Origin of the sequence: uncultured Chitinophaga sp., from assembly GCF_937874145.1 — a bacterium.
GTDB lineage: Bacteria > Bacteroidota > Bacteroidia > Chitinophagales > Chitinophagaceae > Chitinophaga.
Genome location: NZ_CALNBI010000336.1, coordinates 1 through 22,371, shown reverse-complemented (window position 1 = coordinate 22,371; position 22,371 = coordinate 1). Strand labels below are relative to the sequence as shown.

General features: G+C 54.7%; 20 protein-coding genes. 2 read left to right on the top strand and 18 right to left on the bottom strand.

Going from position 1 to position 22,371, the window contains the following annotated elements; translation table 11 throughout:
- Positions 1-2,838, bottom strand: a 2,838-nt coding sequence (gene uvrA, locus Q0510_RS16640) for an excinuclease ABC subunit UvrA (RefSeq protein ID WP_298714310.1), incomplete at its 3' end; no start/stop codon positions are given.
- A 604-nt stretch (positions 2,839-3,442) separates the two neighbouring features.
- Here uvrA and Q0510_RS16635 point away from each other — a divergent pair.
- Positions 3,443-4,309: a hypothetical protein gene (locus Q0510_RS16635; RefSeq protein ID WP_298714307.1), complete on the top strand. Its 867-nt coding sequence runs from the start codon at positions 3,443-3,445 to the stop codon at positions 4,307-4,309.
- Positions 4,310-4,341: 32 nt separating this feature from the next.
- On the opposite strand, the gene Q0510_RS16630 is transcribed toward Q0510_RS16635, so the two are convergent.
- From Q0510_RS16630 to Q0510_RS16550, 17 genes are all read right to left on the bottom strand, one after another.
- Positions 4,342-4,710, bottom strand: a complete 369-nt coding sequence (locus Q0510_RS16630; RefSeq protein WP_298714304.1) for a hypothetical protein — start codon at positions 4,708-4,710, stop codon at positions 4,342-4,344.
- Positions 4,711-5,151: 441 nt separating this feature from the next.
- Entirely contained in the window at positions 5,152-6,414 is a 1,263-nt protein-coding gene (fabF, locus tag Q0510_RS16625; RefSeq protein WP_298714301.1) for a beta-ketoacyl-ACP synthase II, read from the bottom strand.
- A gap of 125 nt (positions 6,415-6,539) precedes the next feature.
- Positions 6,540-6,821, bottom strand: a complete 282-nt coding sequence (locus tag Q0510_RS16620) for a hypothetical protein (protein ID WP_298714298.1) — start codon at positions 6,819-6,821, stop codon at positions 6,540-6,542.
- Complete coding sequence (locus Q0510_RS16615) at positions 6,779-8,020, bottom strand: MBOAT family O-acyltransferase (RefSeq protein ID WP_298714295.1); 1,242 nt, start codon at positions 8,018-8,020, stop codon at positions 6,779-6,781. The genes Q0510_RS16620 and Q0510_RS16615 overlap by 43 nt, the downstream gene beginning before the upstream one ends.
- Before the next feature lie 7 nt (positions 8,021-8,027).
- Positions 8,028-9,212, bottom strand: coding sequence for a GDSL-type esterase/lipase family protein (locus tag Q0510_RS16610; RefSeq protein ID WP_298714292.1), 1,185 nt, complete (start codon positions 9,210-9,212; stop codon positions 8,028-8,030).
- Positions 9,187-10,566 carry a hypothetical protein gene (locus Q0510_RS16605; RefSeq protein WP_298714289.1) on the bottom strand — a complete coding sequence of 460 codons (1,380 nt, stop codon included), beginning with the start codon at positions 10,564-10,566 and terminating at the stop codon, positions 9,187-9,189. The genes Q0510_RS16610 and Q0510_RS16605 overlap by 26 nt, the downstream gene beginning before the upstream one ends.
- A 51-nt stretch (positions 10,567-10,617) precedes the next feature.
- Complete coding sequence (locus tag Q0510_RS16600) at positions 10,618-11,127, bottom strand: glucosaminidase domain-containing protein (protein WP_298714286.1); 510 nt, start codon at positions 11,125-11,127, stop codon at positions 10,618-10,620.
- A gap of 160 nt (positions 11,128-11,287) precedes the next feature.
- Positions 11,288-11,689 carry a hypothetical protein gene (locus tag Q0510_RS16595; RefSeq protein ID WP_298714284.1) on the bottom strand — a complete coding sequence of 134 codons (402 nt, stop codon included), beginning with the start codon at positions 11,687-11,689 and terminating at the stop codon, positions 11,288-11,290.
- Between the two features lie 24 nt (positions 11,690-11,713).
- Positions 11,714-13,465 (bottom strand): aspartate--tRNA ligase, encoded by a 1,752-nt coding sequence (gene aspS / locus Q0510_RS16590; protein ID WP_298714282.1) that lies wholly within the window; start codon positions 13,463-13,465, stop codon positions 11,714-11,716.
- A gap of 54 nt (positions 13,466-13,519) precedes the next feature.
- On the bottom strand, positions 13,520-14,545 hold the full coding sequence (locus Q0510_RS16585) for an FAD-dependent oxidoreductase (RefSeq protein WP_298714279.1): 1,026 nt from the start codon (positions 14,543-14,545) through the stop codon (positions 13,520-13,522).
- A gap of 86 nt (positions 14,546-14,631) precedes the next feature.
- Positions 14,632-15,513 (bottom strand): succinate--CoA ligase subunit alpha, encoded by an 882-nt coding sequence (sucD, locus tag Q0510_RS16580; RefSeq protein WP_298714276.1) that lies wholly within the window; start codon positions 15,511-15,513, stop codon positions 14,632-14,634.
- 96 nt (positions 15,514-15,609) lie between these two features.
- Positions 15,610-16,422 (bottom strand): ATP-binding cassette domain-containing protein, encoded by an 813-nt coding sequence (locus Q0510_RS16575; RefSeq protein WP_298714273.1) that lies wholly within the window; start codon positions 16,420-16,422, stop codon positions 15,610-15,612.
- A gap of 24 nt (positions 16,423-16,446) precedes the next feature.
- The gene (locus Q0510_RS16570; RefSeq protein ID WP_298714270.1) at positions 16,447-17,190 is read right to left on the bottom strand and encodes an ABC transporter permease; all 744 of its coding nucleotides are present in this window, start codon (positions 17,188-17,190) and stop codon (positions 16,447-16,449) included.
- 41 nt (positions 17,191-17,231) lie between these two features.
- Positions 17,232-18,263: a hypothetical protein gene (locus Q0510_RS16565; RefSeq protein WP_298714267.1), complete on the bottom strand. Its 1,032-nt coding sequence runs from the start codon at positions 18,261-18,263 to the stop codon at positions 17,232-17,234.
- A 32-nt stretch (positions 18,264-18,295) separates the two neighbouring features.
- On the bottom strand, positions 18,296-18,727 hold the full coding sequence (locus tag Q0510_RS16560; RefSeq protein ID WP_298714264.1) for a DUF2059 domain-containing protein: 432 nt from the start codon (positions 18,725-18,727) through the stop codon (positions 18,296-18,298).
- Positions 18,728-18,794: 67 nt separating this feature from the next.
- Positions 18,795-19,250, bottom strand: a complete 456-nt coding sequence (locus Q0510_RS16555; protein ID WP_298714262.1) for a hypothetical protein — start codon at positions 19,248-19,250, stop codon at positions 18,795-18,797.
- A 77-nt stretch (positions 19,251-19,327) separates the two neighbouring features.
- Entirely contained in the window at positions 19,328-21,631 is a 2,304-nt protein-coding gene (locus Q0510_RS16550; protein WP_298714260.1) for an NADP-dependent malic enzyme, read from the bottom strand.
- A gap of 115 nt (positions 21,632-21,746) precedes the next feature.
- Here Q0510_RS16550 and Q0510_RS16545 point away from each other — a divergent pair, with 115 nt between their 5' ends.
- Entirely contained in the window at positions 21,747-22,196 is a 450-nt protein-coding gene (locus Q0510_RS16545) for a DUF4293 domain-containing protein (protein ID WP_298714257.1), read from the top strand.
- The last annotated feature ends 175 nt before the right edge of the window (positions 22,197-22,371 follow it).

The window sequence follows — 22,371 nt, the reverse complement described above, 5'->3', positions numbered from 1 at the left end:
TGCGCCGCTGGCGGCGTTCAGTCCTCGATGCCTCGCTGCGCCGGAACGCCCGCCGCCTTCGCCGCCTTCGGGACCGAGATCCACCACATAATCCGCAACTTTCACCACATCCAGGTTGTGCTCGATCACGAGCACGGTATTGCCGCGGTCCACCAGCTTATTCAACACATTGAGCAGCAGCTGGATATCCTGGAAATGAAGCCCTGTAGTGGGCTCGTCGAGGATATAAATGGTTTTGCCGGTATCCTTTTTTGACAGCTCCGTAGCCACCTTTACGCGCTGGGCCTCGCCTCCGGAGAGGGTTACGGCCGATTGCCCGAGGGTGATGTAGCCAAGCCCCACATCCTGCAGGGTCTTGATCTTGCGGTGAAGATACGGCACAGCCTGGAAGAACTCTACGGCTTCTTCCACCGTCATATCCAGCACGTCGCTGATGGATTTGCCTTTATATCGGATCTCGAGGGTTTCGCGGTTGTAACGGCGGCCATTGCATTTTTCGCAATGTACGTACACGTCGGGCAGGAAGTTCATTTCGATGACCCGCACGCCGGCGCCTTCGCATACATCGCAGCGCCCGCCTTTCACGTTGAAGGAGAACCTGCCGGCGTTGTACCCGCGGATCTTGGCTTCGGGCACGGCGGCAAAGAGCGCCCTGATCTCCGTGAAGAACCCGCAATACGTGGCAGGGTTGCTGCGTGGCGTGCGCCCGATGGGCGACTGGTCGATCTCGATCACTTTGTCCAGCTCCTCCAGCCCCTTTACGCTTTTATATGGCATGGGCGTCATTTTGGAGTTGTAGGCGTGGCGGGAAAGGATCGGGTACAATGTTTCGTTGATAAGCGTGGATTTGCCGCTGCCGGAAACGCCTGTTACGCAAATGAACGTACCAAGCGGCAGCTTCAGGCCTACATTCTTGAGGTTGTTGCCCGTGGCGCCTTTCAGTTCCAGGAACTTCCCGTTGCCTTTGCGGCGCTCTTTCGGCACGGGGATTTCATGAATCCCGTTCAGGTAGCCCGCGGTCGCGGTTTTGAGTTTGAGCATTTCGGCTGGCGTGCCCTGGGCAACCACCTGCCCGCCATGCAAACCTGCACCCGGACCAATATCGATCAGGTGATCCGCGTGCAGCATGATGTCTTTATCATGTTCCACCACCAGCACGGAGTTCCCCATTTCCTTTAGGTTGCGGAGCGCGTCGATGAGGCGCATGTTGTCGCGCTGGTGCAGCCCGATACTGGGCTCGTCGAGAATATACGTGATGCCCATCAGCTGGGAACCGATCTGCGTAGCCAGGCGGATGCGCTGGCTTTCGCCGCCGGACAGGGTGCGGGTGGCACGGCTGAGCGTGAGGTAGGTAAGCCCTACGTCGAGCAGGAAGCCGAGGCGCTCGCGGATTTCCTTGAGCACGTCTTTGGCGATCACGTTCTGCTTGTTGTCGAGGCGCTTTTCGATATCGCTGAACCATTCGGCCAGGCTGGCGAGGTTAAGCTCACCGAGCTCCGCGATATTTTTGCCGTCTACCTTGAACATGAGGCTTTCCTTTTTCAGGCGGGTGCCGTTGCACTCGGGGCACGACGACAGCTGCATGAAACCTTCGGCCCAGTTGCGGACGTAATCGGAGGTAGAATCTTTGAAATAGCGGCGCACCATGTTCACCACGCCCTCGTATTCGGTGGCGTATGCTTCCGTAGCGCCTTCATCCCCGAAATCCATATCCACTTCCAGCTTGCCGTTTTCATCGCCGAAAAGGAGCACGTTAAGGGCTTTTTCGGGGATTTTATCGATGGGGGCCGTCAGGGAGAATTTATATTTTTTGGCGAGTTGCTGTACCTGTTTGAACGTGAAGGTGTCGCGCGCTTCGCCGAGGGGTACGAGGCCGCCTTCGCTGATGGATTTGCTGCGGTCGGGCAGCACTTCGTCCATATTGATCTGGTAAATGGTGCCGAGGCCTTTGCAGCGGGGGCAGGCGCCATAGGGCGAGTTGAAGGAGAAGGTGTTGGGCGAGGGCTCCTCGTAGGAGATACCCGTGTCTTCACACATCAGCTGCCGGCTGTATTGGCTTACCTTGTTGGTATCGTGGTCCATCACAAACATGAGGCCTTTACCGAGCTGCAGCGCCTTCTGAACGCTCTGGCTGATGCGGACCCGGGCATCGTCCTGCACCTGGATGCGGTCGATCACCAGTTCGATGTCGTGGATTTTGTAGCGGTCGACCTGCATTCTTTCCTTCAGATCCATCACTTCGCCATCTACGCGCACTTTCACGAAGCCCTGTTTGCGGACCTGTTCGAAGAGCTCGCGGTAATGACCTTTACGGCCGCGGACGAGCGGGGCGAGGATAACGAGTTTCTTTTTGGGGAAATGAGAAAAGATATGCGCCATGATTTCCTCTTCAGAAAAGCGGGTCATGCGCTTGCCGGTGTTATAGGAGAAAGCTTCGCTCGCGCGGGCATAGAGCAGGCGGAGGAAGTCGTAAATTTCGGTGATGGTGCCCACGGTGGAGCGGGGGTTCTTGTTGGTCGTTTTCTGCTCGATGGAAATCACCGGGGAAAGCCCCGTGATCTTGTCCACGTCAGGCCTTTCCATATCACCGATAAACTGGCGGGCGTAGGCACCGAAGCTTTCCATGTACCGGCGCTGCCCTTCCGCATAAATCGTATCGAACGCCAGCGATGATTTACCGCTGCCGCTGATGCCCGTAATAACGACCAGGCTGTTCTTCGGAATACGGATATCCAGGTTTTTCAGGTTATGTTCCCTGGCGCCGTAAACTTCGATCATTTCATCTCCCTGCACTGCTGGAGCCGGTTGTTCCGTTGTTTTTTGCTTTTGCTTTGCCATATTAGATCCCGAACGCAAATTGAGGGTATAAAACTACGCATTTAACGAGGGATGGAAAAATAAAAAGCCCCCCGCCGCAGAAGCCCCTTTTTCCCGAAAGACCGCCGTTTACGCATTACCCATAATTTCCAATTACAAGTTTTCGAATATTGTTAAATCAAATATATCTAAACACACATGCAAAGGCGGGAAAATTAGGATAGATTTACTTGCCGGCAAACCCGTGTGCTCCTGTTGACCCAATACACCCTATTCATTGCTTCAATCCCACTGTACACATGAAACATTTCGCCGATAGCCCGCGGTTACCTGAATTGTCCCGTTTTCCAAAGCTTGTTCAACATCTTATCGCTTCCCCTTAATCATTCATTAACCCGGCGTCAACAACAATGAAATACGATATCCCTGTTCAGCCTATAACTCCAGGTTTAACGTTATCTCTTCCCCTTCAATCTTGCCATCAACCCAAAAGTCAACAACATGAAACACGATATACCCCATTCCGCCGATAGCCCGCGGTTACCCACATTATCCCGCCATCCTCAGCTCGTTTTAACGTCTCATCTCTTCTCTTCAATCTTTTCATTAACCCAAAGTCAACAACATGAAACAGACCTTCTATTCCCTTTGTTCCCTGCTTCTCATTGTCGTATTCCTCGATGCATGTAAAAAGCATCCGTCCCCAATTCCCGGCCATGGCAAATGCCCCGAAGCCGCAGACTGCCAGCTCCAGACCATGCATGTCAGCAATTGGCGCGGATTCCCGTATGTTAACGGCCCCACTTTCAACGCGCAAGTCCGTCGCGACGCACAGCAGAAACCCATCTGGTTCAAAGGCCATCCCACCCACTTCACCGGCCCCATGAACTGCCTCATCACCTATCACGGCCGGCAACTGAAATTCATCGACAGCATTTCCGGCAAACTGGTTGCCGACGTGTGGCTGAACGATTGCGGCCAACCCGATTCCTCCGCATTTTATGCACCGGATGAGCCGTCCAACGGCCTGACGCCTCATAAAACGAAATACCATTACCACCACAAACAACTGTCGGGGTGGACCAACTACGCCTGGGATAATCCTCCCAGCGAAGAGCACGTTACCCGCGACCAGCATGGCAATGTAACCAGGCTCGGCAACGACAACAACTACGTTTCGTACACCTACGACCTGTCGAAACCCGCCGGGAAGGCCAGGTTCCTGCATTGCAACTATTACTCCCCGGCCTGGACGCTGCCGCTTACGCTGGAATACCTCGGCTTCCTCCAGATCGGCTCCAAACACCTCCCGAACCACAGCGAAAGCTGGGGCGGCGGATATCGCTTCTCCACCGTGGACTTTTCCAACTTCGTCATCTCCGGCGACAAGATCCACGCTTACGACGTGACCGACGGTTACTTCGGCCCCAACGGAACGCTCCTCTACACCGTGTCGATGACATGGAACTGCCGTGGTGGCGGCAAGTGGTAAGAGCGGGCGCATCCGAAGATGCGCCCGTTGGTTTACTGCTTTCCCACCGGGGTTTTACGCGCCGCTATCGGGCCTGCAAAAGGCATGAATGCTTCAGCAACGCTTTCCGCTGCCTGCAACATGGGATCATGATCCGGAACAGTTGGTACCGCAAACCGGTAACGGATAGGCGCAGGATGATACTTCATCACCGCGGAAGCCGCCACCGGCAGGGTATCTCCTGGAACCGGAAAGGTGCCCGACACGAAATCCGTGTCGAGCAACATGGGGTCGGCATCCGGTATCTGATCCAGGAAATTGTACCGGATCGGAACCGGGTGGACCGTCTGCCGGGAACATCCCGAAGTCAACATAACAATGGTGGCTGCTACCAGCACTAACAGGGTTTTACAATGTTTCATCTCTTTGATTAATTTTCTTTTTGATAACGCATCCCGCCACCATCAGCTTTCCATCAAACATGTTATTCCCGTTTATTGGCGAAGACATGCCTGGCCGGAGCAACCGCTTTCGTCATTGCCGTACCTGCGCCGGTATTTCAGGAGCCGCATTCCGCAGACTCACCAGGCCATAAAGGCCCATTCCCGCAGGGTTTACCGGAACAACCACCGGCACTGCCGTTCATGCCGGCCACCAATGGCCCGACATTACATTCGGAAATCAAAATGTTGTGATCAATAAGCCTACATCGTTTTGGGATAGAAGGTTAACGGGTGTAAAATTACTAAATTTTTTAGCAAAAAGAAGAAGAGAAAGGAGATATTTGATTTGATAATGCGTAAAAAACTAAAAGGGCGGAAGTTATATTTCCGCCCTTTTTATCGTCAATAATGTAAGTAAAATTAACCCTTGAACTTCGCGAAAGCCGCAATGGCATTGTGCCCGCCGAATCCAAACGTGTTGCTCAACGCCACATTCACCGTACGCTCCTGCGCCTTGCCCAACGTCAGGTTCAGGCCCTGCGGGATATCCTCACCCAACTCCGTCGTATTGATCGTCGGCGGAACAATATTGTCCCTCACCGCCATAATACAAGCAATCGCCTCAATCGCACCGGCAGCACCCAACAGGTGACCCGTCATCGATTTCGTAGCACTGATATTCAGCTTCTTCGCATGATCGCCAAACAGCGTCTGGATCGCTTTCAGCTCACTTACATCACCCAGCGGCGTGGAAGTAGCATGCGCATTGATGTAATCCACATCCGTCAGCGACAATCCCGCATCATCCAGCGCTTCCTTCATGCCCAGTTGCGCACCGGCCCCCTCAGGATGCGTGGCCGTCAGGTGATAAGCGTCGCAGCTCATCGCGCCGCCCACCATCTCACCGTAAATCGTGGCCCCACGTGCAATCGCATGGTCGTAATCTTCCAGGATAATGGCGCCAGCACCCTCACCCATCACAAAACCATCCCGGTCTTTGTCGAACGGACGGGAAGCATGCTCCGGATCTTCGTTCCGGGTGCTCAACGCCTTCAGCGCGTTAAAGCCAGCAATACCCGCTCGGGTCACAGGGCTCTCGGAACCTCCGGCCACAATCATGTTTGCCTTACCCAGGCGGATATAGTTGAACGCGTCCACCAGCGCACTGTTGGAAGATGCGCAGGCAGAAACAGTGCAATAGTTGATACCCATCAGGCCATACTTGATCGCAATCTGGCCCGCAGCGATATCGGAAATCAAACGGGGAATAAAGAACGGGTTGAACTTCGGTACGAAATTCATCTGTGCGAATTCCACAATCTGGTCCTCGAAGGTCTGCATACCGCCGTTCCCCGATGCCCAGATCACACCAAACCTGCTACGGTCCACCGTCTCCAGGTTCACGCCGCTGTTCTCGATCGCCTGCGTCGCAGCGATCATCGCATACTGCGTAAACATATCCATTTTCCGCGCTTCCTTCTTTTCGATATATGTCTCAATGTCCAATCCCTTCAGTTCACAGGCAAATTTAGTCTTGAATGCTGTGGTGTCGAACCGGGTAATCGGGCCCGCGCCGCTCTTGCCGGCTTTCAGGCTTTCCCAGAAGGAATTTACATCCAAACCGATCGGCGTGATGGCTCCCATCCCGGTGATTACGACTCTCCTCAGTGTAACAGTGCGCATAAGTTTTACTTTGAATGACAAAAGTTAGGACGCAAAGTTACTCGTTTATTATCACGTTTGTGCATACGCATGAGAAAAAAGACACATATAGTTTGATTTTTAGATCGCCACACACCAAAATCCCCTTAAAACTGCAAATAAATAGGCATCATCGGCTCCTGCGTCTTCACTTCGTTCAACAACCATATAAACAAAACCATCACCGCCGCCGCGCCTGCCCAATGCAGTTTCGAAAAGCTCCCGGCCAGTTTGTCGTCCCATTTCGATGGCAAAAAGTGCAACAGGTATCCCAGCCCCATCAGCCACATCACCTGCGGGTAACCCGCCATCACTTCCCACACCAGGTGCCCCTGGAAATTACCCGTTACCTGCCCCAGCAACTCCCAGGCCCCCGCAAACGTCTCCATCTTGAAAAACACCCAGCAAAAACACACGAGATGGAACGTAAACAACACGCCTCCCAGCTTCCACCCGCCCGCACAGGGCCCGACTTCAACCACGACACCCCTTTCTGCCACCTGATCCATAACTTATCCACCGCCAGCGATCCGCCATGCACACCGCCCCAGAAGATGAAATTCCAGCTCGCGCCATGCCAGAAACCGCCGATCAGCATCGTCAGCATCAGGTTGATATATTGCCGGATCGTGCCTTTGCGGTTGCCGCCCAGCGGGATGTACACGTAATCCCGCAGCCAGCTCGACAAACTGATATGCCAGCGCCGCCAGAATTCCGTGATCGAACTGCTCTGGTAAGGCTTGTCGAAGTTTGGCGGGATCACGAAACCCGTCCACCGCGCAATCCCGATAGCCATATCCGAATACCCCGAGAAGTCACAGTAAATCACCATCGCATACCCGTACACGCCCAGCAGGCACTCAATACCCGTGTGGCGCGAAGGATCATCGAAAATATATTGCACGAAATGCTGGTAAATGAAATCGGAGATCACCACCTTCTTGAACAACCCGTTGATGATGAGAAACATCCCTTTCCCCACATCTTCGCCATTCAATACATACGGTTTGCGGATTTGCGGAATGAAATCCGCCGCGCGCACGATCGGCCCCATCATCAGTTTCGGGAAAAAGGACAGAAAGAAGAGGTAATCCATGAACTTGTCCACCGGCTTGATTTCGCGCCGGTACACATCCACCGTGTAGCTGAGGTTTTCGAAGGTGTAGAACGAAATACCGATAGGCAGCAGCACCTGGATGGGATGGATGTTCCCGCCGGCCAGGTCGTTGATGCAGGTGATGAAGAAGTTGGTGTATTTGAAATAGAACAGCAGCCCGATATTGATCACCACACTGAACCATAGCAGTCCCTTCCGGACATTCTCTCTGGTTTCGCGGTGGATGCGGTTGCTGAGATAGAAATCCACGATAGCGGCGATGATCACCAGTAATACATATTCGCCGCAGGCGAGATAGAAGAAGTAAAGGCTGAAGCCGCTGAAAACGGCCACCCGCCCCCGTTCGCTGTTGCGCACCAGCTGGTAGCAAAGCAGGAAAGCCGCGAGGAAGAAAAGAAAGAACCCGCTGTTGAAAAGTATGGGCGACTTTTCATTATAAAGCAACAGGGATAAGAGGTTTTCGAAAGACATGCGCCGTTCAGTTTTTCCGTATGGTTTGTTGCCATTGTTGATATCCGTTCAGGATGGCTTTGCCGAGCAATTCCCCCTGCAGCCGGTATCCGTAGGCATTGAAATGTACATGATCGTGGCTCCAGGCGCGGGAGAACCTTGCATCGCCGCGCATATCGCCGAACAGGTCCCAGCAGGCGTGGCCCTCTTCCCGGCAGAAATCGATGATCGCCTGCCGGAGCACCGCCGCCTGGGGCACCGCTACGTACTTCGTACGGTACCGTGTCTTTTTGGAGCCCTTCGGGCGGTAAGGAATGGATCGCTTCTTCATCATCCCGGAAGGCGGTGTGGTGAAAATGAAAACCGGATCACCCGGCCCCTGCTGCAAATCCTGCACGGCCTTCCTCATTTCCGACTTCAGCTGTTCCGCCGAAACGGCGCCGAATGCTTCGTTGGTGCCCAATGACACGATCACCAGGTCAGGCGCGAATTCTTCCGCCAGGTAAACCGGAAGGCCATCCTCCATGCCGTACAGCTGGTTATAATGCATCAGCTGCGCACCGTTGATGCCGATGGCGTTATATAAAATCCCTTTGTCCCCGCGCTCTTCCATGCCGCCATAAAACCGCCAGATAGACGGGAACCGCAACGTGACGGAAGTTACCCCGCTGTCGGCCAGGTACACGCCCCTCCGTGCAGGCAAATCCTTCCCGCCATCATACACGCTGCCATGCTCAACTTCAGGAAAATCAGGACCTTTGAACCAGAACGTCAGCTTTCCGAACGTGCTGTCGGATTTATACGTAATGCTCGCGGCGGTTTTATCGCGCGAGAGCATCATGCCCCCCATCCCCGGCCACTCGCTGATATGCCTGTCCACCATCCGTTCGCCGTTCCAGCGTTGCGGACTGCTCCAGCTGTAACCGGCCGGCGCGTTCGTACCGCCGAGTTTGTAAGGGAATACAAACCCTCTGCCCGCATATCCAAACCTGTCCTGCAGTTGCTTCCGCACCGCGTCGGGGTAAAAGCCGGCCTGCACGTGGGAGTCGCCGATATGAAGAATTGAAACTTTCTGTGAGTCTGCATCGAGCTTTTCGTACAAGGGGTACAGCCCAGTGTCATGGAGCAACTTCTGTGCGGAAGCGCCCATCCAGCTGCCGGCCAGCAGCATCGCCGCGACCAACCGCCTACATAGCCTCCTGCCTGTATTCATCCATGATCGCTTTATACAACAGGGCGCCCACCTTGGAAGCCCCGCGGAAATTGAAATGTGTGTAATCTTTATTCGCCAGCGCCTGCTCGCCTTCCACCCAGCGCGCCATCGCCCCGTCGCCGCCCATGGCGGAATACAGGTTCCAGTACGCCAGGCCTTTCTCTTCCGCAAATTCATGCTGCACTTTCAGCAATGCCTTCACGCCCGGCGCCGTCACATAACGGCCATTTTTGCGGTAAGCTTTATCCGCCGTGCCCACAATCAGGAAACTCGACTGCGGGAAGTACCGCCGTAGCGAATCCACCACTTTCTCCATGGGCCGCTCGTACCAGTCGAACCGCGTGTTCTCGGGCATGAAGAGCACATTGGCGCCGTAATGCAGCACGATCAGGTCGTATGGGCGGACAGACTGCACCTGTTTCCACATGTCGCTGCTGAGCTTGCCCAGCTCGACGCCGCTGATGCCGCGGAAAGAATAGTTATCGAGGAAGATCCCTTCGCGGCTTTCGAAGCACACGCCGTACAGCGGCAGCGGCTGGTCGCCGGGGAATTTGAAAGTAAGCGAGCGTGTAGCCGAATCCGTATAGAATGAATAGGAATTAAGTTTACCGATGCCCTGCAGGTCCGCCGGCCGGTCGTTAATGCGCACTTTCCCGGAGCCTTTCCCGTACAGGATGCTGACTTCCCCGAACTCATCCAGCCGCTGGCGTTTAACGGGCGAGAAGCGTACCCAGCTTTCCGGCGAGGGCACGAAGGCATGCCCTGAAATACCGAGCTCCACGCCTGCCGGCGGGGTATTTTTGAAATGATAATCGGTCCAGTTGGGAGAAAAGCTGTGGGCGATGGTGGTCCGGAAGCCGGATACCACGGAAGTGGCGGGCACGAAGCCGACGCCTTCGCCGCCGAAGAAGGACTGCAGGCTGTCGCGGAGGTCCATGGTGATGAGGTCGCCCTCGATCATGGAATCCCCGAAATAGGCGATGCGTACTTTCTTGCGGGAGCCGGTCCGCAGCTCGCGGAGCGCTTCCATGAAGTGGTGCAACCCGGAGCCGGAGGGGCCCGTCGTGTAGCCGTAATCGAGAATCCCCTGGTAAGTGAGATAGTCCCTTGGCGGGAGGGGGCTGCGCTGCAGGGAATCCAGGCCGCCGGCCGAATCCGCCACGGCGGGCAATGCAATATCCGCCACCGGCTCCATAACGGGAGCGGGCGTACGCAGGTCCGCAAAAATATCCATCGGGCGGAGGGTATGATGGCCTGCAGTTACAACGGGCTTACCTAGCGAAATCGCGGCCAGGCCTGCGATTGCGCCCAGGGTAATGAGAAGCGGATAGGGATGTTTATTTCCGGAAGACATAAGTCGGCATATTCGAAACAGGCGGGCGTACCGCCGCTATCTGTCGCAAATCTAATATTTGGCCAGCTTCATTGCATCATCCAGCTCGTATAATTTATATTTTTTAATCATCGACCGCACCCGGCTCACCCATACCTGCCCCGCGGTGGAATACCCGGAACGGATGAGCTTGTTGAGCCATTGCTCATAATCGTCGTTACCTTTCATGGAAGTAAACCATTTCTTTTTCATCACCACTTTGGTGAAATGGCGGTAAGACGCTGTGTCTGTCGTGTATTCGCGGTACATGCTGCGGTAAGTAAAACCGCGCTTCGCCAGGTTATTCTTCCCGACGATTCCGAAGTGATTCCTGAGCAAACGGGCATTCTTGCTCGTGCCGCTTCCTGATTCCAGCATGGCGATGCCGAGGATGACACTTGCCGGAACACCGGTTTCCTGGGAGAGGCTAACTGCAACGGGGCTAAATTTCTCGAGGTACTTTTGAGGGGTTTTCTGCGCCGAAACGGATAAACTGCCTATCAGCATTCCTCCCAGCAGCAGTTTTCTTTTGGATAAAAACATGCGAACTATTTAGATCATCCAATCTGCACCGGTTCTTTATCACCCCGCAAATTTACGCCATTCCAAAAGATAAAATGTAAGTTATATGTTAATATGTTCTAATTCATCATTCTTATAATACCATATTAACCGCTATACGCAAACATCTTTGCCTGTCATGTTAATTCTCGTCCTGCGCACAATCCGCGAACGTGAAATTCAAATGGCCCGTACGGAGGCCATGCCCCTGGTACACCACCATCTTCAGCCAGTAACGGCCATCATCCAGCAGGATCACCTCGCAGGTCTCGATCTGCATGTTATAAAATGCCCTCAGATCCATATCCAACTGTAAATCAGCCGTTTGGTCGAACACAAAAGGATACAGGCGGTCTTCGTCCGACTGCTCGTCATACACGGCGAGCGTCAGCGCGATCGTTTCGTCTTCAAAGTTGATTTTCAACTGGAAAATCCCCTGGTCGCGGAGATCCAGTTGTTGTATGGCGGCGATGGTTTGAATTGTCGTTTCCATTTTCTGTATGCTGAAAAGAGAAGCCATACCCTGCATGGATATGGCTTTCATTAGGTAAATGTCGTTTCGAAAAGATTATTTTTTCACGAGCGAAAGGGCCAGCTCATCCAGCTGCACCTGGTCGATCGAAGAAGGCGCGTCCAGCATCACGTCGCGGCCCGAGTTGTTTTTCGGGAAGGCGATGAAGTCACGGATGGTTTCGCTGCCGCCCAGCAGGGAGCAGAAACGGTCGAACCCGAAAGCGATCCCCCCGTGCGGAGGCGCCCCGTATTCGAACGCGCCCAGCAGGAACCCGAACTTGTGGTCCGCCTCTTCCTTCGTCATTCCCAGCGCAGCAAACATCTTCTCCTGCAGATCGCGCTGGAAGATACGGATGGACCCGCCGCCGATCTCCGTGCCGTTCAGCACGATGTCGTAAGCGTTGGCCTTGATCTTCGCGTACTGCGACAGGTCGTCCATCAGGTGGATATGCTCCGGTTTCGGCGCCGTAAACGGATGGTGCCGTGCTACCCAGCGGTTCTCTTCCTCCGCGTATTCGAACAACGGGAAGTCGATCACCCAAAGCGGCTTGTACACGTCCTTGTTGCGAAGGCCGAGGCGCTCGCCCATTTCCAGGCGCAGTTCGCTCATCGCCTTGCGCGTGCGCTCTTCCTTGCCCGCGAGGATAAGTATAAGGTCGCCCGGCTGGCTCTGGCACTGGTCTGCAAACAGCTGCAGGCCTTTTTCGTTGAAGAACTTATCGACAGACGATTTCAGGGAACCGTCTGTATTGTACTTGATGTAAACGAGGCCGTTCATCCCGATCTGCGGGCGCTTCACCCATTCGGTCAGCTCATCGAGCTGCTTGCGGGTGTACTCGGAGCAACCGCTCACATTGATGCCCACGATCAGTTCCGCATCGTCGAACACTTTGAAGCTGTTGCCGCGTCCGGGTTCGCCGAGGTCGACCAGTTTCATTTCGAAACGGATGTCCGGTTTGTCGTTACCATAGTATTTCATGGCATCGTCCCAGGTCATGCGGGGGAAGGGTTCGTTGAATTCGAGGCCTTTGATTTCGCGGAAGATGTGTTTGGTCATCTCCTCGAAATTGTTCAGCACGTCTTCCTGGTCCACGAAGCTCATCTCGCAGTCGATCTGTGTGAATTCGGGTTGACGGTCGGCGCGGAGGTCTTCGTCGCGGAAGCACTTCACGATCTGGTAGTACCGGTCGTACCCGCTCACCATGAGCAGTTGCTTGAAGGTCTGGGGCGACTGCGGCAGGGCGTAGAACTGGTTAGGGTTCATACGGCTGGGCACTACGAAGTCGCGCGCGCCTTCCGGCGTGGATTTGATGAGGTATGGCGTTTCCACTTCCATGAACCCGCGGCTGTCGAGGAAGTTCCTGGCGGCGCGGTTTACACGGTAGCGGAGCGTGAGGTTTTGTTTAACGATGTTGCGGCGCAGATCGAGGTAACGGTATTTCATGCGCAGCTCGTCTCCACCGTCGGTATCATCCTGGATGGTGAAGGGAGGCGTTTTGGAACCGTTGAGGATGCTGAATTCCGAAACGGTGATTTCGATATCTCCGGTGGGGATATTTGGGTTTTTATTGGTACGCTCGGTAGCGGTGCCTTTCACCTGGATCACGAATTCCCGGCCGATGGGCTGCTGGTCGAGCTGTGCATTGAGCGATTCGCCGAGCAGGAGCTGCGTAATGCCGTAACGGTCGCGGAGGTCCACGAAAGTGATGCTGCCAAACTTACGGACGGTCTGAACCCATCCGGCCAGGGTCACCGGCTGGCCCACATGCTCCATGCGCAATTCTCCACAAGTATGCGATCTGTACATTGTTTGCTGTTCTTTTAATAAGGAGGTCAAAGATAAGAAAGCCCGCGGGAAATGCTACCGCAAGGCTCTAAAAAACCGATTTATGTCAATTTCCGGCGGGATGGCTTCCCCGCTGATGAGATTCCCTACAAACTTCCTCGCTGCCCAGGGCGCTAAGGAACAACCTTTTGATCCCATCCCGTTGAATATCCCCAGCCGCGGGTCATGCGGGTGCAGCCCTGCCATGGGTCGCCGGTCGGGACCGGCGGGCCTTACAGCCGCCCGGTGGCCGGTCACTTCAAACGGGGCCAGCAACAGTTGCCGCAGCTGTGATTCGATATGCGCACGGGCGGCAGCTGTCGGGCTGATATCGGTATAATCCCAGGCGAACGTGGCGCCGGCCCAGTAGGTTTTGTTGCCGAGGGGAACGAGCGTAACGCCCTTTTTGATGATATCCGTTGTTTCGAAAGGGAGGCGGATGATGAGGGCTTCGCCTTTGTTGGGATGGAATTTCAATTTCCCGAACCAGGGATTTTGCGGGGAAGCGGCCCCTTCGCAGAAGATCACTGCTTTCGCCTGCAAGCCTTTGTACACAACGCCTTTATCCTTTAATTCGAGCGCCGTCATATCAAAAGTCTCCCGCCGCGCCCCGATATGTGATGCCCAGGCCGGCAGCAATGTTGCCAGGTCCACATTGGCGCCTTTAACGATCCCCGCGCCAAAAGGCGCTTCCAGCAGGCCAGCATACCTGTCGCCCTCGGGGAAAACGCTGTAGGGAGTAGGATGCGCGGCAAATGCGTTGCGCATCTGCGCGGTGGCCCATACGTTCCAGATATCCCTGTCCGTGAACACCGGCACGCCCAATACCGCTTCCATGGCGTGATAGGTGGCTTTCGCCAGCGGGTAAATGGTATCGTATAACCACGACACCTCGAATAACCTGCCCGATACCGGGTTGATGATCCCCGCCGCCAGGCGTGACGCGGCATCCGCCCGCCCGTCGTCGAACACGGTTATTTTCAGCCCCGCCTGCTGCATTTCCCAGCCCAGCAGGGTACCGGCCACGCCCTGGCCTACGAGTATGTAATCGACTGTCTCCATAAAATTCCGCAGCAAAGGTAAGGGCAAAAAAATCCCCGTCACGGTGTGCAACGGGGATGTATAAAGGGTAAATATTACCGGGTTGATCAGGCAGGAACGCCTTTCAGCACTTCGGCCATGCGTTTGCCGATGTCTGCGGGGCTGTCTACCACATGAACGCCGCAGGCGCGCATGATCTTCATTTTAGCGGCTGCTGTATCGTCCGCACCACCGATGATGGCACCGGCGTGGCCCATACGGCGGCCCGGAGGCGCTGTCTGGCCGGCGATGAAGCCTACAACGGGTTTATGGGGATTGGCTTTGATCCACTCAGCGGCTTCCGCTTCCATGGAACCGCCGATTTCACCGATCATGATGATGGCTTCCGTTTCGGGGTCGTTCATCAGCAGTTCCACCGCTTCGCGGGTGGTGGTGCCGATGATCGGGTCGCCGCCGATACCGATGGCGGTGGAAACACCCAGACCGGCTTTTACCACCTGGTCGGCTGCTTCGTAGGTCAGCGTGCCGGATTTGGACACGATACCGATTTTACCTTTCTTGAAGATGAAGCCGGGCATGATGCCTACTTTGGCTTCGTCAGCGGAAATAACGCCAGGGCAGTTGGGACCGATCAGGCGGGTATTGTGCGCTTTGAGGTAGTTTTTGGCTTTCACCATGTCCTGAACGGGAATACCTTCGCTGATGCACACTACCAGGCCGATGCCCGCGTCAGCAGCTTCCATGATCGCGTCTGCCGCGAATGCCGGCGGAACGAAGATGATGGATACATCCGCTCCCGTCGCCTTTACCGCGTCTGCCACGGTATTGAACACGGGGCGCTCCAGGTGGGAGTTGCCGCCTTTACCCGGCGTTACGCCACCTACCACGTTGGTGCCGTACTCGATCATTTGTGTGGCGTGGAAAGTACCTTCAGTACCGGTAAATCCCTGCACGATCACTTTGCTGTTCTTATTAACTAAAACACTCATCGCGTCTGATTTAATTATTTTTTAGATAAGGTGGGGCAAAAATAACGGATAATGGCTAAAAAGAAAAGGAAAGCCGCCTTAGTTGAGGAATATTAACTATTTGTTACTGCCTTCTCCCCCCTTTTGCCGCCATTTCTTATCCCGGAACATCTCCATTTTCCGCATTTCCTTGATGTCCTGGAAGAACTCCGAAGCGAAAATAAAGTCGTTCAGCAGCTTGTCTTCACTGAAAATGATGTCCTCATTGCTGCCTTCCCACTGTTTCTGGCCCTGGTGCATATAGATAATATGGTCCCCGCTTTCCATTACGGTGTTCATATCATGGGTATTCACCACGGTGGTGATGTTGTAATCGATGGTAATGTCTTTGATGAGTTTGTCGATCACGAGGGAGGTCTGCGGGTCGAGGCCGGAGTTGGGCTCGTCCACGAACAGGTATTTGGGGTTGAGCACGATGGCCCGGGCAATGCCCACCCGTTTCTTCATCCCGCCGCTGATCTCGGCGGGGAACTTTTTATTCGCATCCTTGAGCTCCACCCGGTCGAGGCATTCCTGCATCCGCTTGCGTTTCTCCTTGTAGCTCATATTGCCAAACATATCCAGCGGGAACATCACGTTCTGCTCCACGGTCATGGAATCGAAGAGCGCCGAGCCCTGGAACAGCATGCCGATGGCCTGGCGGATGGGCTTCTTTTCCTTGTCGTCCATGGCGGTGAAGTCTTCCCCGTTGTACAGCACCTGTCCGCTATCCACGGGCATGAGCCCCACCATGCACTTCATGAGCACCGTTTTTCCGCTGCCGCTGGCGCCGATGATGAGGTTCGTTTTACCGGCCTCCATGGTGGCGGACACATCTTTCAGGATCTCCTTTTCTCCAAAGCTTTTGCGGATATTTTTCAGTTCTATCATAGATCGTTCTTCTCTGTTTGAGGGTTACAGCAGCATGGCCGCCAGGGCATAGTCGGCAAATAAGATCATCACGCAGCTTACTACTACCGCGGTGGTGCTGGCTTTCCCGATTTCGAGGGCGCCCCCCTGCACATGGTAACCGTAATAAGCCGGTATGCTCGATATAATGAAGGCGTAAGTGTAAGATTTGCTCAGGGCGAAGAATACGTTGTACCCGTCGAACGAGCTGCGCAGCCCTTCCATGAACTGCTCGTGCGACAGGATGCCGCTCAGCTTGCCCGCTTCCAGCCCGCCGAAGATGCCCAGGAACGCCGCGATCACCACCAGCGCGGGGATCGTCAGCAAAGCCGCCAGGATTTTAGGGCCGATCAGGTATGCCCTGGTATTGATGCCCATGATCTCCTGCGCGTCGATCTGCTCGGAAATGCGCATGTTCCCCAGCTCCGACGCGATCTTGGAACCTACCACGCCGCCCAGTACGATACAAATCATCGTCGGCGCCAGCTCGATGATCATCGTGTCGCGCACGACCATCGCGATGGTAGATTTGGGAATGAACCCGCTTACCAGCTGGTAAGCCGTTTGCACCGTCGTAACGGCGCCGAGGAAGGTGGAGATGATCACTACGATGCCCAGGGAACCGATCCCGATGTCCACACACTGTTTCATAAACTCCTTCCAGTACATCCTCATGTTCTCCGGGCGGGAGAACATCCCTTTCAACATCAGCAAAAACCTGCCGAAATGATAAAAAAACCTGAACTCCATAACTTGTCAAAGATACTGGGAAAATGAATTGTTTCGCCCCTTTATCGCAAACTACCCACCAGCAGCCGCTTCAGGCTCCGCTCGATAATTTCGCCCATGGTGTTGCACCGGGCAAATACCTGGTCGTGGTAATGCTCCGCCAGCTCTTCCCCCAATTGTTTGATTTTCCCGGGGAAAGACACCCGGTCGGTCATGATCACATCCCGCAGGTCCTTGATCCGGTGCCGCTGCACCTTCATCCTCCGCGCAATGAGCGAGCGCTCCTCCTGCTGGTATTGCTTTACCACCTCCGCATTGAGATGCTTCATCGCCAGCTCCACGAACACGCGGTTCTCCTTGAAGAATTGCGGCATGTACAGCGTCTTCTTCCCTTCGTAAAACTGCTGGTCGAAGTCGATCGCCCGGATGCGGAACTGCACGTCGTCGAAATCGGGGGTGATGTCGAAAATGAAATTATACGACCGCATATCCCCCAGCAACCGCACGAAACACCGCTCGTTGAACTTCACGAACTCCTTGGCGATACGCTTCGGGTTGAATTCCGGCCGGTCCAGCCAGGATTTGGCGAACTGATCGCCGGGCACCCCGGCGATGTGCTCCTCCACCAGCGTGTTGCCGTCTACGAGAAAGTTCATCCAGTAGGGCGACAGGATATGTTCCAGCTCCAGGCCATATATCCGTGAAGCGTCGGCGATCTTGATATAGAAATAATCGTAAACCTCGTTGTAGTTGTTGACGATCTTGATGCGAAAAGGGTGGGAATTGCCGAACGTACAGTAATCGATCCGCTCGATGTGCAGATGCTCTTCGGCCGCCTGGTCGCCGCCGGCTTTCAGGATGGAATAAATGCGCTTGAGGCCCGCGTGTAAGCCCGGGGTCATGCTTTGGGGGTAAAGGACCGACTCCCAGAGCGTGTCTTTGCCTTCCTTGTCGTATACCGGGATGCCGTAATCGTAATACTTCAATTCTTCGTACGTCACCGGCAGTTTGATTTCCCGCTCGTACAGCTTCAGGTAATTCCGGAAAGCGGGGTTGAGCGGGAAAAATATCTTCTTGCGGGAGATGGATTGCATGCCGGAAATTACGAATTATCCGGTTTCGGGGATTATTTCAGGGCGCCTTCAATGTCTTTCCGGATTTTCGCCGCGATATCTTCCCCCCAAACCTTACCCGCGGCCTGCGATTCCGCGGTGATGTGCGGCATCATTTCCACCATCTTCTTTCCCGCCTCGGATTTGTAAAAAGCAATCATGCCGTCCACATCCTTTTCCGAAAAATAGCGTTCGTAAATGGGAACCAGCAGGTTGGCCAGGTCTTTTTCGTTGTAGTACCCCGCGATCCGCTTCCATACCGCGGTATCCACAGAAGGGTACGCTTTCTGGTATTGCGCCAGCATCTGCTTCACGGTATTCATACCCACCCGCGAAGCCCCGTTCAGGCTCAACAGCACACGGATCTTGATCGTTTTGGCAGACTCCTGCGCCGAAGCGCCCGTAACCGCGGCAGCCAACAGCCATGTGAACAATAATTTCTTCATAACAACCATTCCGGATGTTCCGGAGTTGTGCAAGTTAAGGAAAGTCGTTGCAGACTGCAATATTTCCCTACCGCGACTTCTGCTTCCGCAGGTATTCCTCTTTCATGCTGTCGAACAGTTCAATCGCCCATTTCGCCATGACAGGCCCCGATTCCAACAAAAAAGCCTCCATTTCTTCGGAGTATTCCGGCTGTTCTTTCGCCCGGATGGAACGGGCCAGGTCACCCAAACGCTCATCCGAAAAGTGATTGGCCAGTATGGGCGCCATGATTTTCACCACCTCCTCCTGGCTGACCTTCTTCTTCAGTCGTTTTAAAAACCGCTTGCCGGGAGGCGGCGATTGCCGCATAAATGCTGTAACCATCTGGTTGTACAACGAATCGGCGGCACCGTCTAACGTAGTGGCTTCGAGGAACGCCTGCATATTTTTTGTAATCGCCGGGGATGTTTTTGAAGAACCGGATTGACCGGACACAGCGGCTGACAATACCAGCAGGAACAGGGAAAGGGTTAAAGTTTTCATACACTTGTTTACCGGAGGGATAGCCGGTTCTTCGAAATATAAATAAAAAAGCGGGCTGTGCGGCCCGCTTTTCCTCGCTATTTTTTCTTGCCGTTTGCCTCGGCCACTTTACAACATTTTGTCTGCGCATCCACCACTGCGATCAGCACCATATTCACGATCTGCCTTACCGTTGAGCCCAGCTGCAGGATATGCACGGGTTTCTTCATACCCAGCAGGATCGGGCCGATGGCGTCGAAGCCGGCAACGCCCTGCAGGAGGTTGTACGCCACGTTGCCTGCCGCCAGGTTGGGGAAGATGAGCGTATTCACGTCTTCACCGATCAGTTCGGAGAAGGGGTAGTTTTCCTTCAATACCGGTTTGTTGAAAGCCATCGCCGCCTGGATCTCACCGTCTACGGTAAGCGTGGGGTCTTTCTGCTTGACGATCTCACGGGCCCGGCTCATCAGCTGCGCCTCCGGCGTCTGGCTCGAACCGAAGTTGGAGTAAGATACCATCGCGATGCGCGGCGTCATGTTGAATTGCTTCACTTCCTTCGCAACCATGAGCGTGATCTCTGCCAGCTCTTCGGCCGTGGGATTGAGGTTCACCGTGGTATCCGCCAAAAAGAGCGGTCCACGCTTGGTTTGGATGATGTACATCCCCGCCACGCGCTTGGCGCCGTCCTCCATACCGATCACCTGCAGGGCCGGGCGGATCGTATCGGGATATTTGCGGGTAAGGCCGGAGATGAGCGCATCCGCCTCGCCGGTTTCCACCATCATGCAACCAAAATAGTTGCGCTCGCGCATGATCTTCTTGGCTTCGTACAGGTTGAGCCCTTTTCGCTGGCGCTTCCGGAAAAACAACTCCCCGAAATGATGGCGCTTGTCGGCCATTTCGTCGCTCTTGGGATCGATGATGATCACATCGTCGATCTCGATAGAGTTTTCTTCCATCATCTGCCGGATGCGCTTTTCACTACCCAGCAAAATAGGAATGGCGATACTTTCTTCGGCCACCACCTGCGCAGCCTTGAGGATCTTCAGGTTGTCCGCCTCCGCGAATACCACGCGGCGCGGGTCTTTCCGGGCCTTGGAACCAATCACGCGGAACAGCTGGTTGTCGAGGCCGAGACGGTTGTTCAGCTCCGCTTCGTACGCTTCCCAATCCGTAATAGGGGCCGTGGCAACGCCGCTTTCCATCGCCGCTTTCGCCACGGCGGGCGCTACGGTGCTGAGCAGGCGCGGGTCCAGGGGTTTGGGAATGATGTAATGGGGGCCGAAAACGATATTGCGCTCGTTATAGGCGAGGTTCACGATATCCGGAACGGGCGATTTGGCAAGATCCGCCAAAGCGTGCACCGCGGCCAGTTTCATGGCTTCGTTGATCTGAGTGGCGCGCACGTCGAGCGCGCCGCGGAAGATGTAAGGGAACCCCAGTACGTTGTTCACCTGGTTGGGATAGTCGGACCGGCCCGTAGCCATGATCACGTCTTTCCGCGCGGCGGTGGCCGCCTCGTAAGAAATCTCCGGATCGGGATTGGCCATGGCGAATACGATGGGATTCTTGGCCATGCTCTTCACCATGTCTTCCGTCACCACGTTGCCGATGCTCAGCCCAACGAACACATCCGCGCCTTTGAGCGCTTCTGTGAGGTTAGTTACCCTGGCGCTGGTGGCGAAGACCTGTTTCATCTCGTCGAGGTCGGTGCGCTGTTTATTGAGGACACCATCTTTATCGAACATGATGAAGTTCTCGGGCTTCGCGCCCAGGGAAGCGTAGAGCCTTACGCAGGCCATGGCGGCGGCGCCGGCGCCGTTCACCACGATCTTTACTTTATCGATTTTCTTTTTGACCAGTTCCAGTGCATTGAGCAGGGCGGCGCTGGAGATGATGGCGGTGCCGTGCTGGTCGTCGTGCATCACGGGGATCTTGAGCTCCTTTTTCAGGCGGTCTTCGATCGCGAAGCACTCGGGGCTTTTGATGTCTTCCAGGTTGATGCCACCGAAAGTGGGCTCCATGGCTTTCACCACGCGCACGAATTCGTCTACGTCTTTCGTATTCAGTTCTATATCGAACACATCGATGTCTGCGAAAATTTTGAACAGTACGCCTTTACCTTCCATGACGGGTTTGCCGGCTTCGGGACCGATGTCGCCCAGGCCGAGTACGGCCGTTCCGTTGCTGATAACGGCTACGAGGTTGCCTTTTGCGGTGTATTTGTACACATTCTCCACGTCTCTCGCGATCTCTTTGCAGGGCTCCGCCACGCCGGGGGAGTAGGCCAGCGAAAGATCCCACTGTGTCTTGGTGTCTTTGGTCGGGATGACTTCGATTTTGCCGGGGCGCCCTTTTGCATGGTAATCGAGCGCGTCCTGCTTGTTCAGTTTCTTGGCCATAAAAAGATTGAATTGGGGCTGCAATATACGGACTTCGGGCCGAACGGGCCCGAAACACCTCCCCATTGTAAGTTAAAAATGCTTACTTTTACCCCGTTAAACATTCGCAATTAATATGATACAACGCATTCAGAGCCTTTATTTGCTCCTCGCGGCCATCGCCGGCATCGCCGTCGCCCGCTTCGATCTCTGGAAAGCCACCTTCACGCAAGGCACCGTTGCCGGGACGGACACGTTTAACGCTACGTCCAACTACATGGTTTTCATCGTGTTGATCATCAGCATCCTGTTGTCGGTGGGTTGTATCTTTCTTTATAAAAACCGCAAACTGCAGTTCCGCCTCACGGTCGTGAACCTGCTGCTTTCCGTAGGCATCATGGCCCTGATCTACCTGAAAATCCAGGACAGCGCGCAGAAATTGAGTGCCGGCGGGGCCGTAAGCATCCGTGGTTCATATCTCATACCCGCCTTCCTGCCCGTGGTGATGATCGTTTGCCTCTTTTTGGCGGCACGCGGCATCTACAAAGACGAAAAGCTCATCAAATCGCTGGACCGCCTCCGCTGATCCGCGATTCCGCACATAATTCACAAGCCCTCCGCTATGCCGGGGGGCTTTTTCATTTCCGTGCCCGCTCGCCTGAAAGCCCTTGTCACACTGGGATGTGGCTCCCGCTTAGCATAGACTTAGTAGTGATACTGTACTCCAACCGTACCAATTGAGTAATGGAACGACGTTTTCG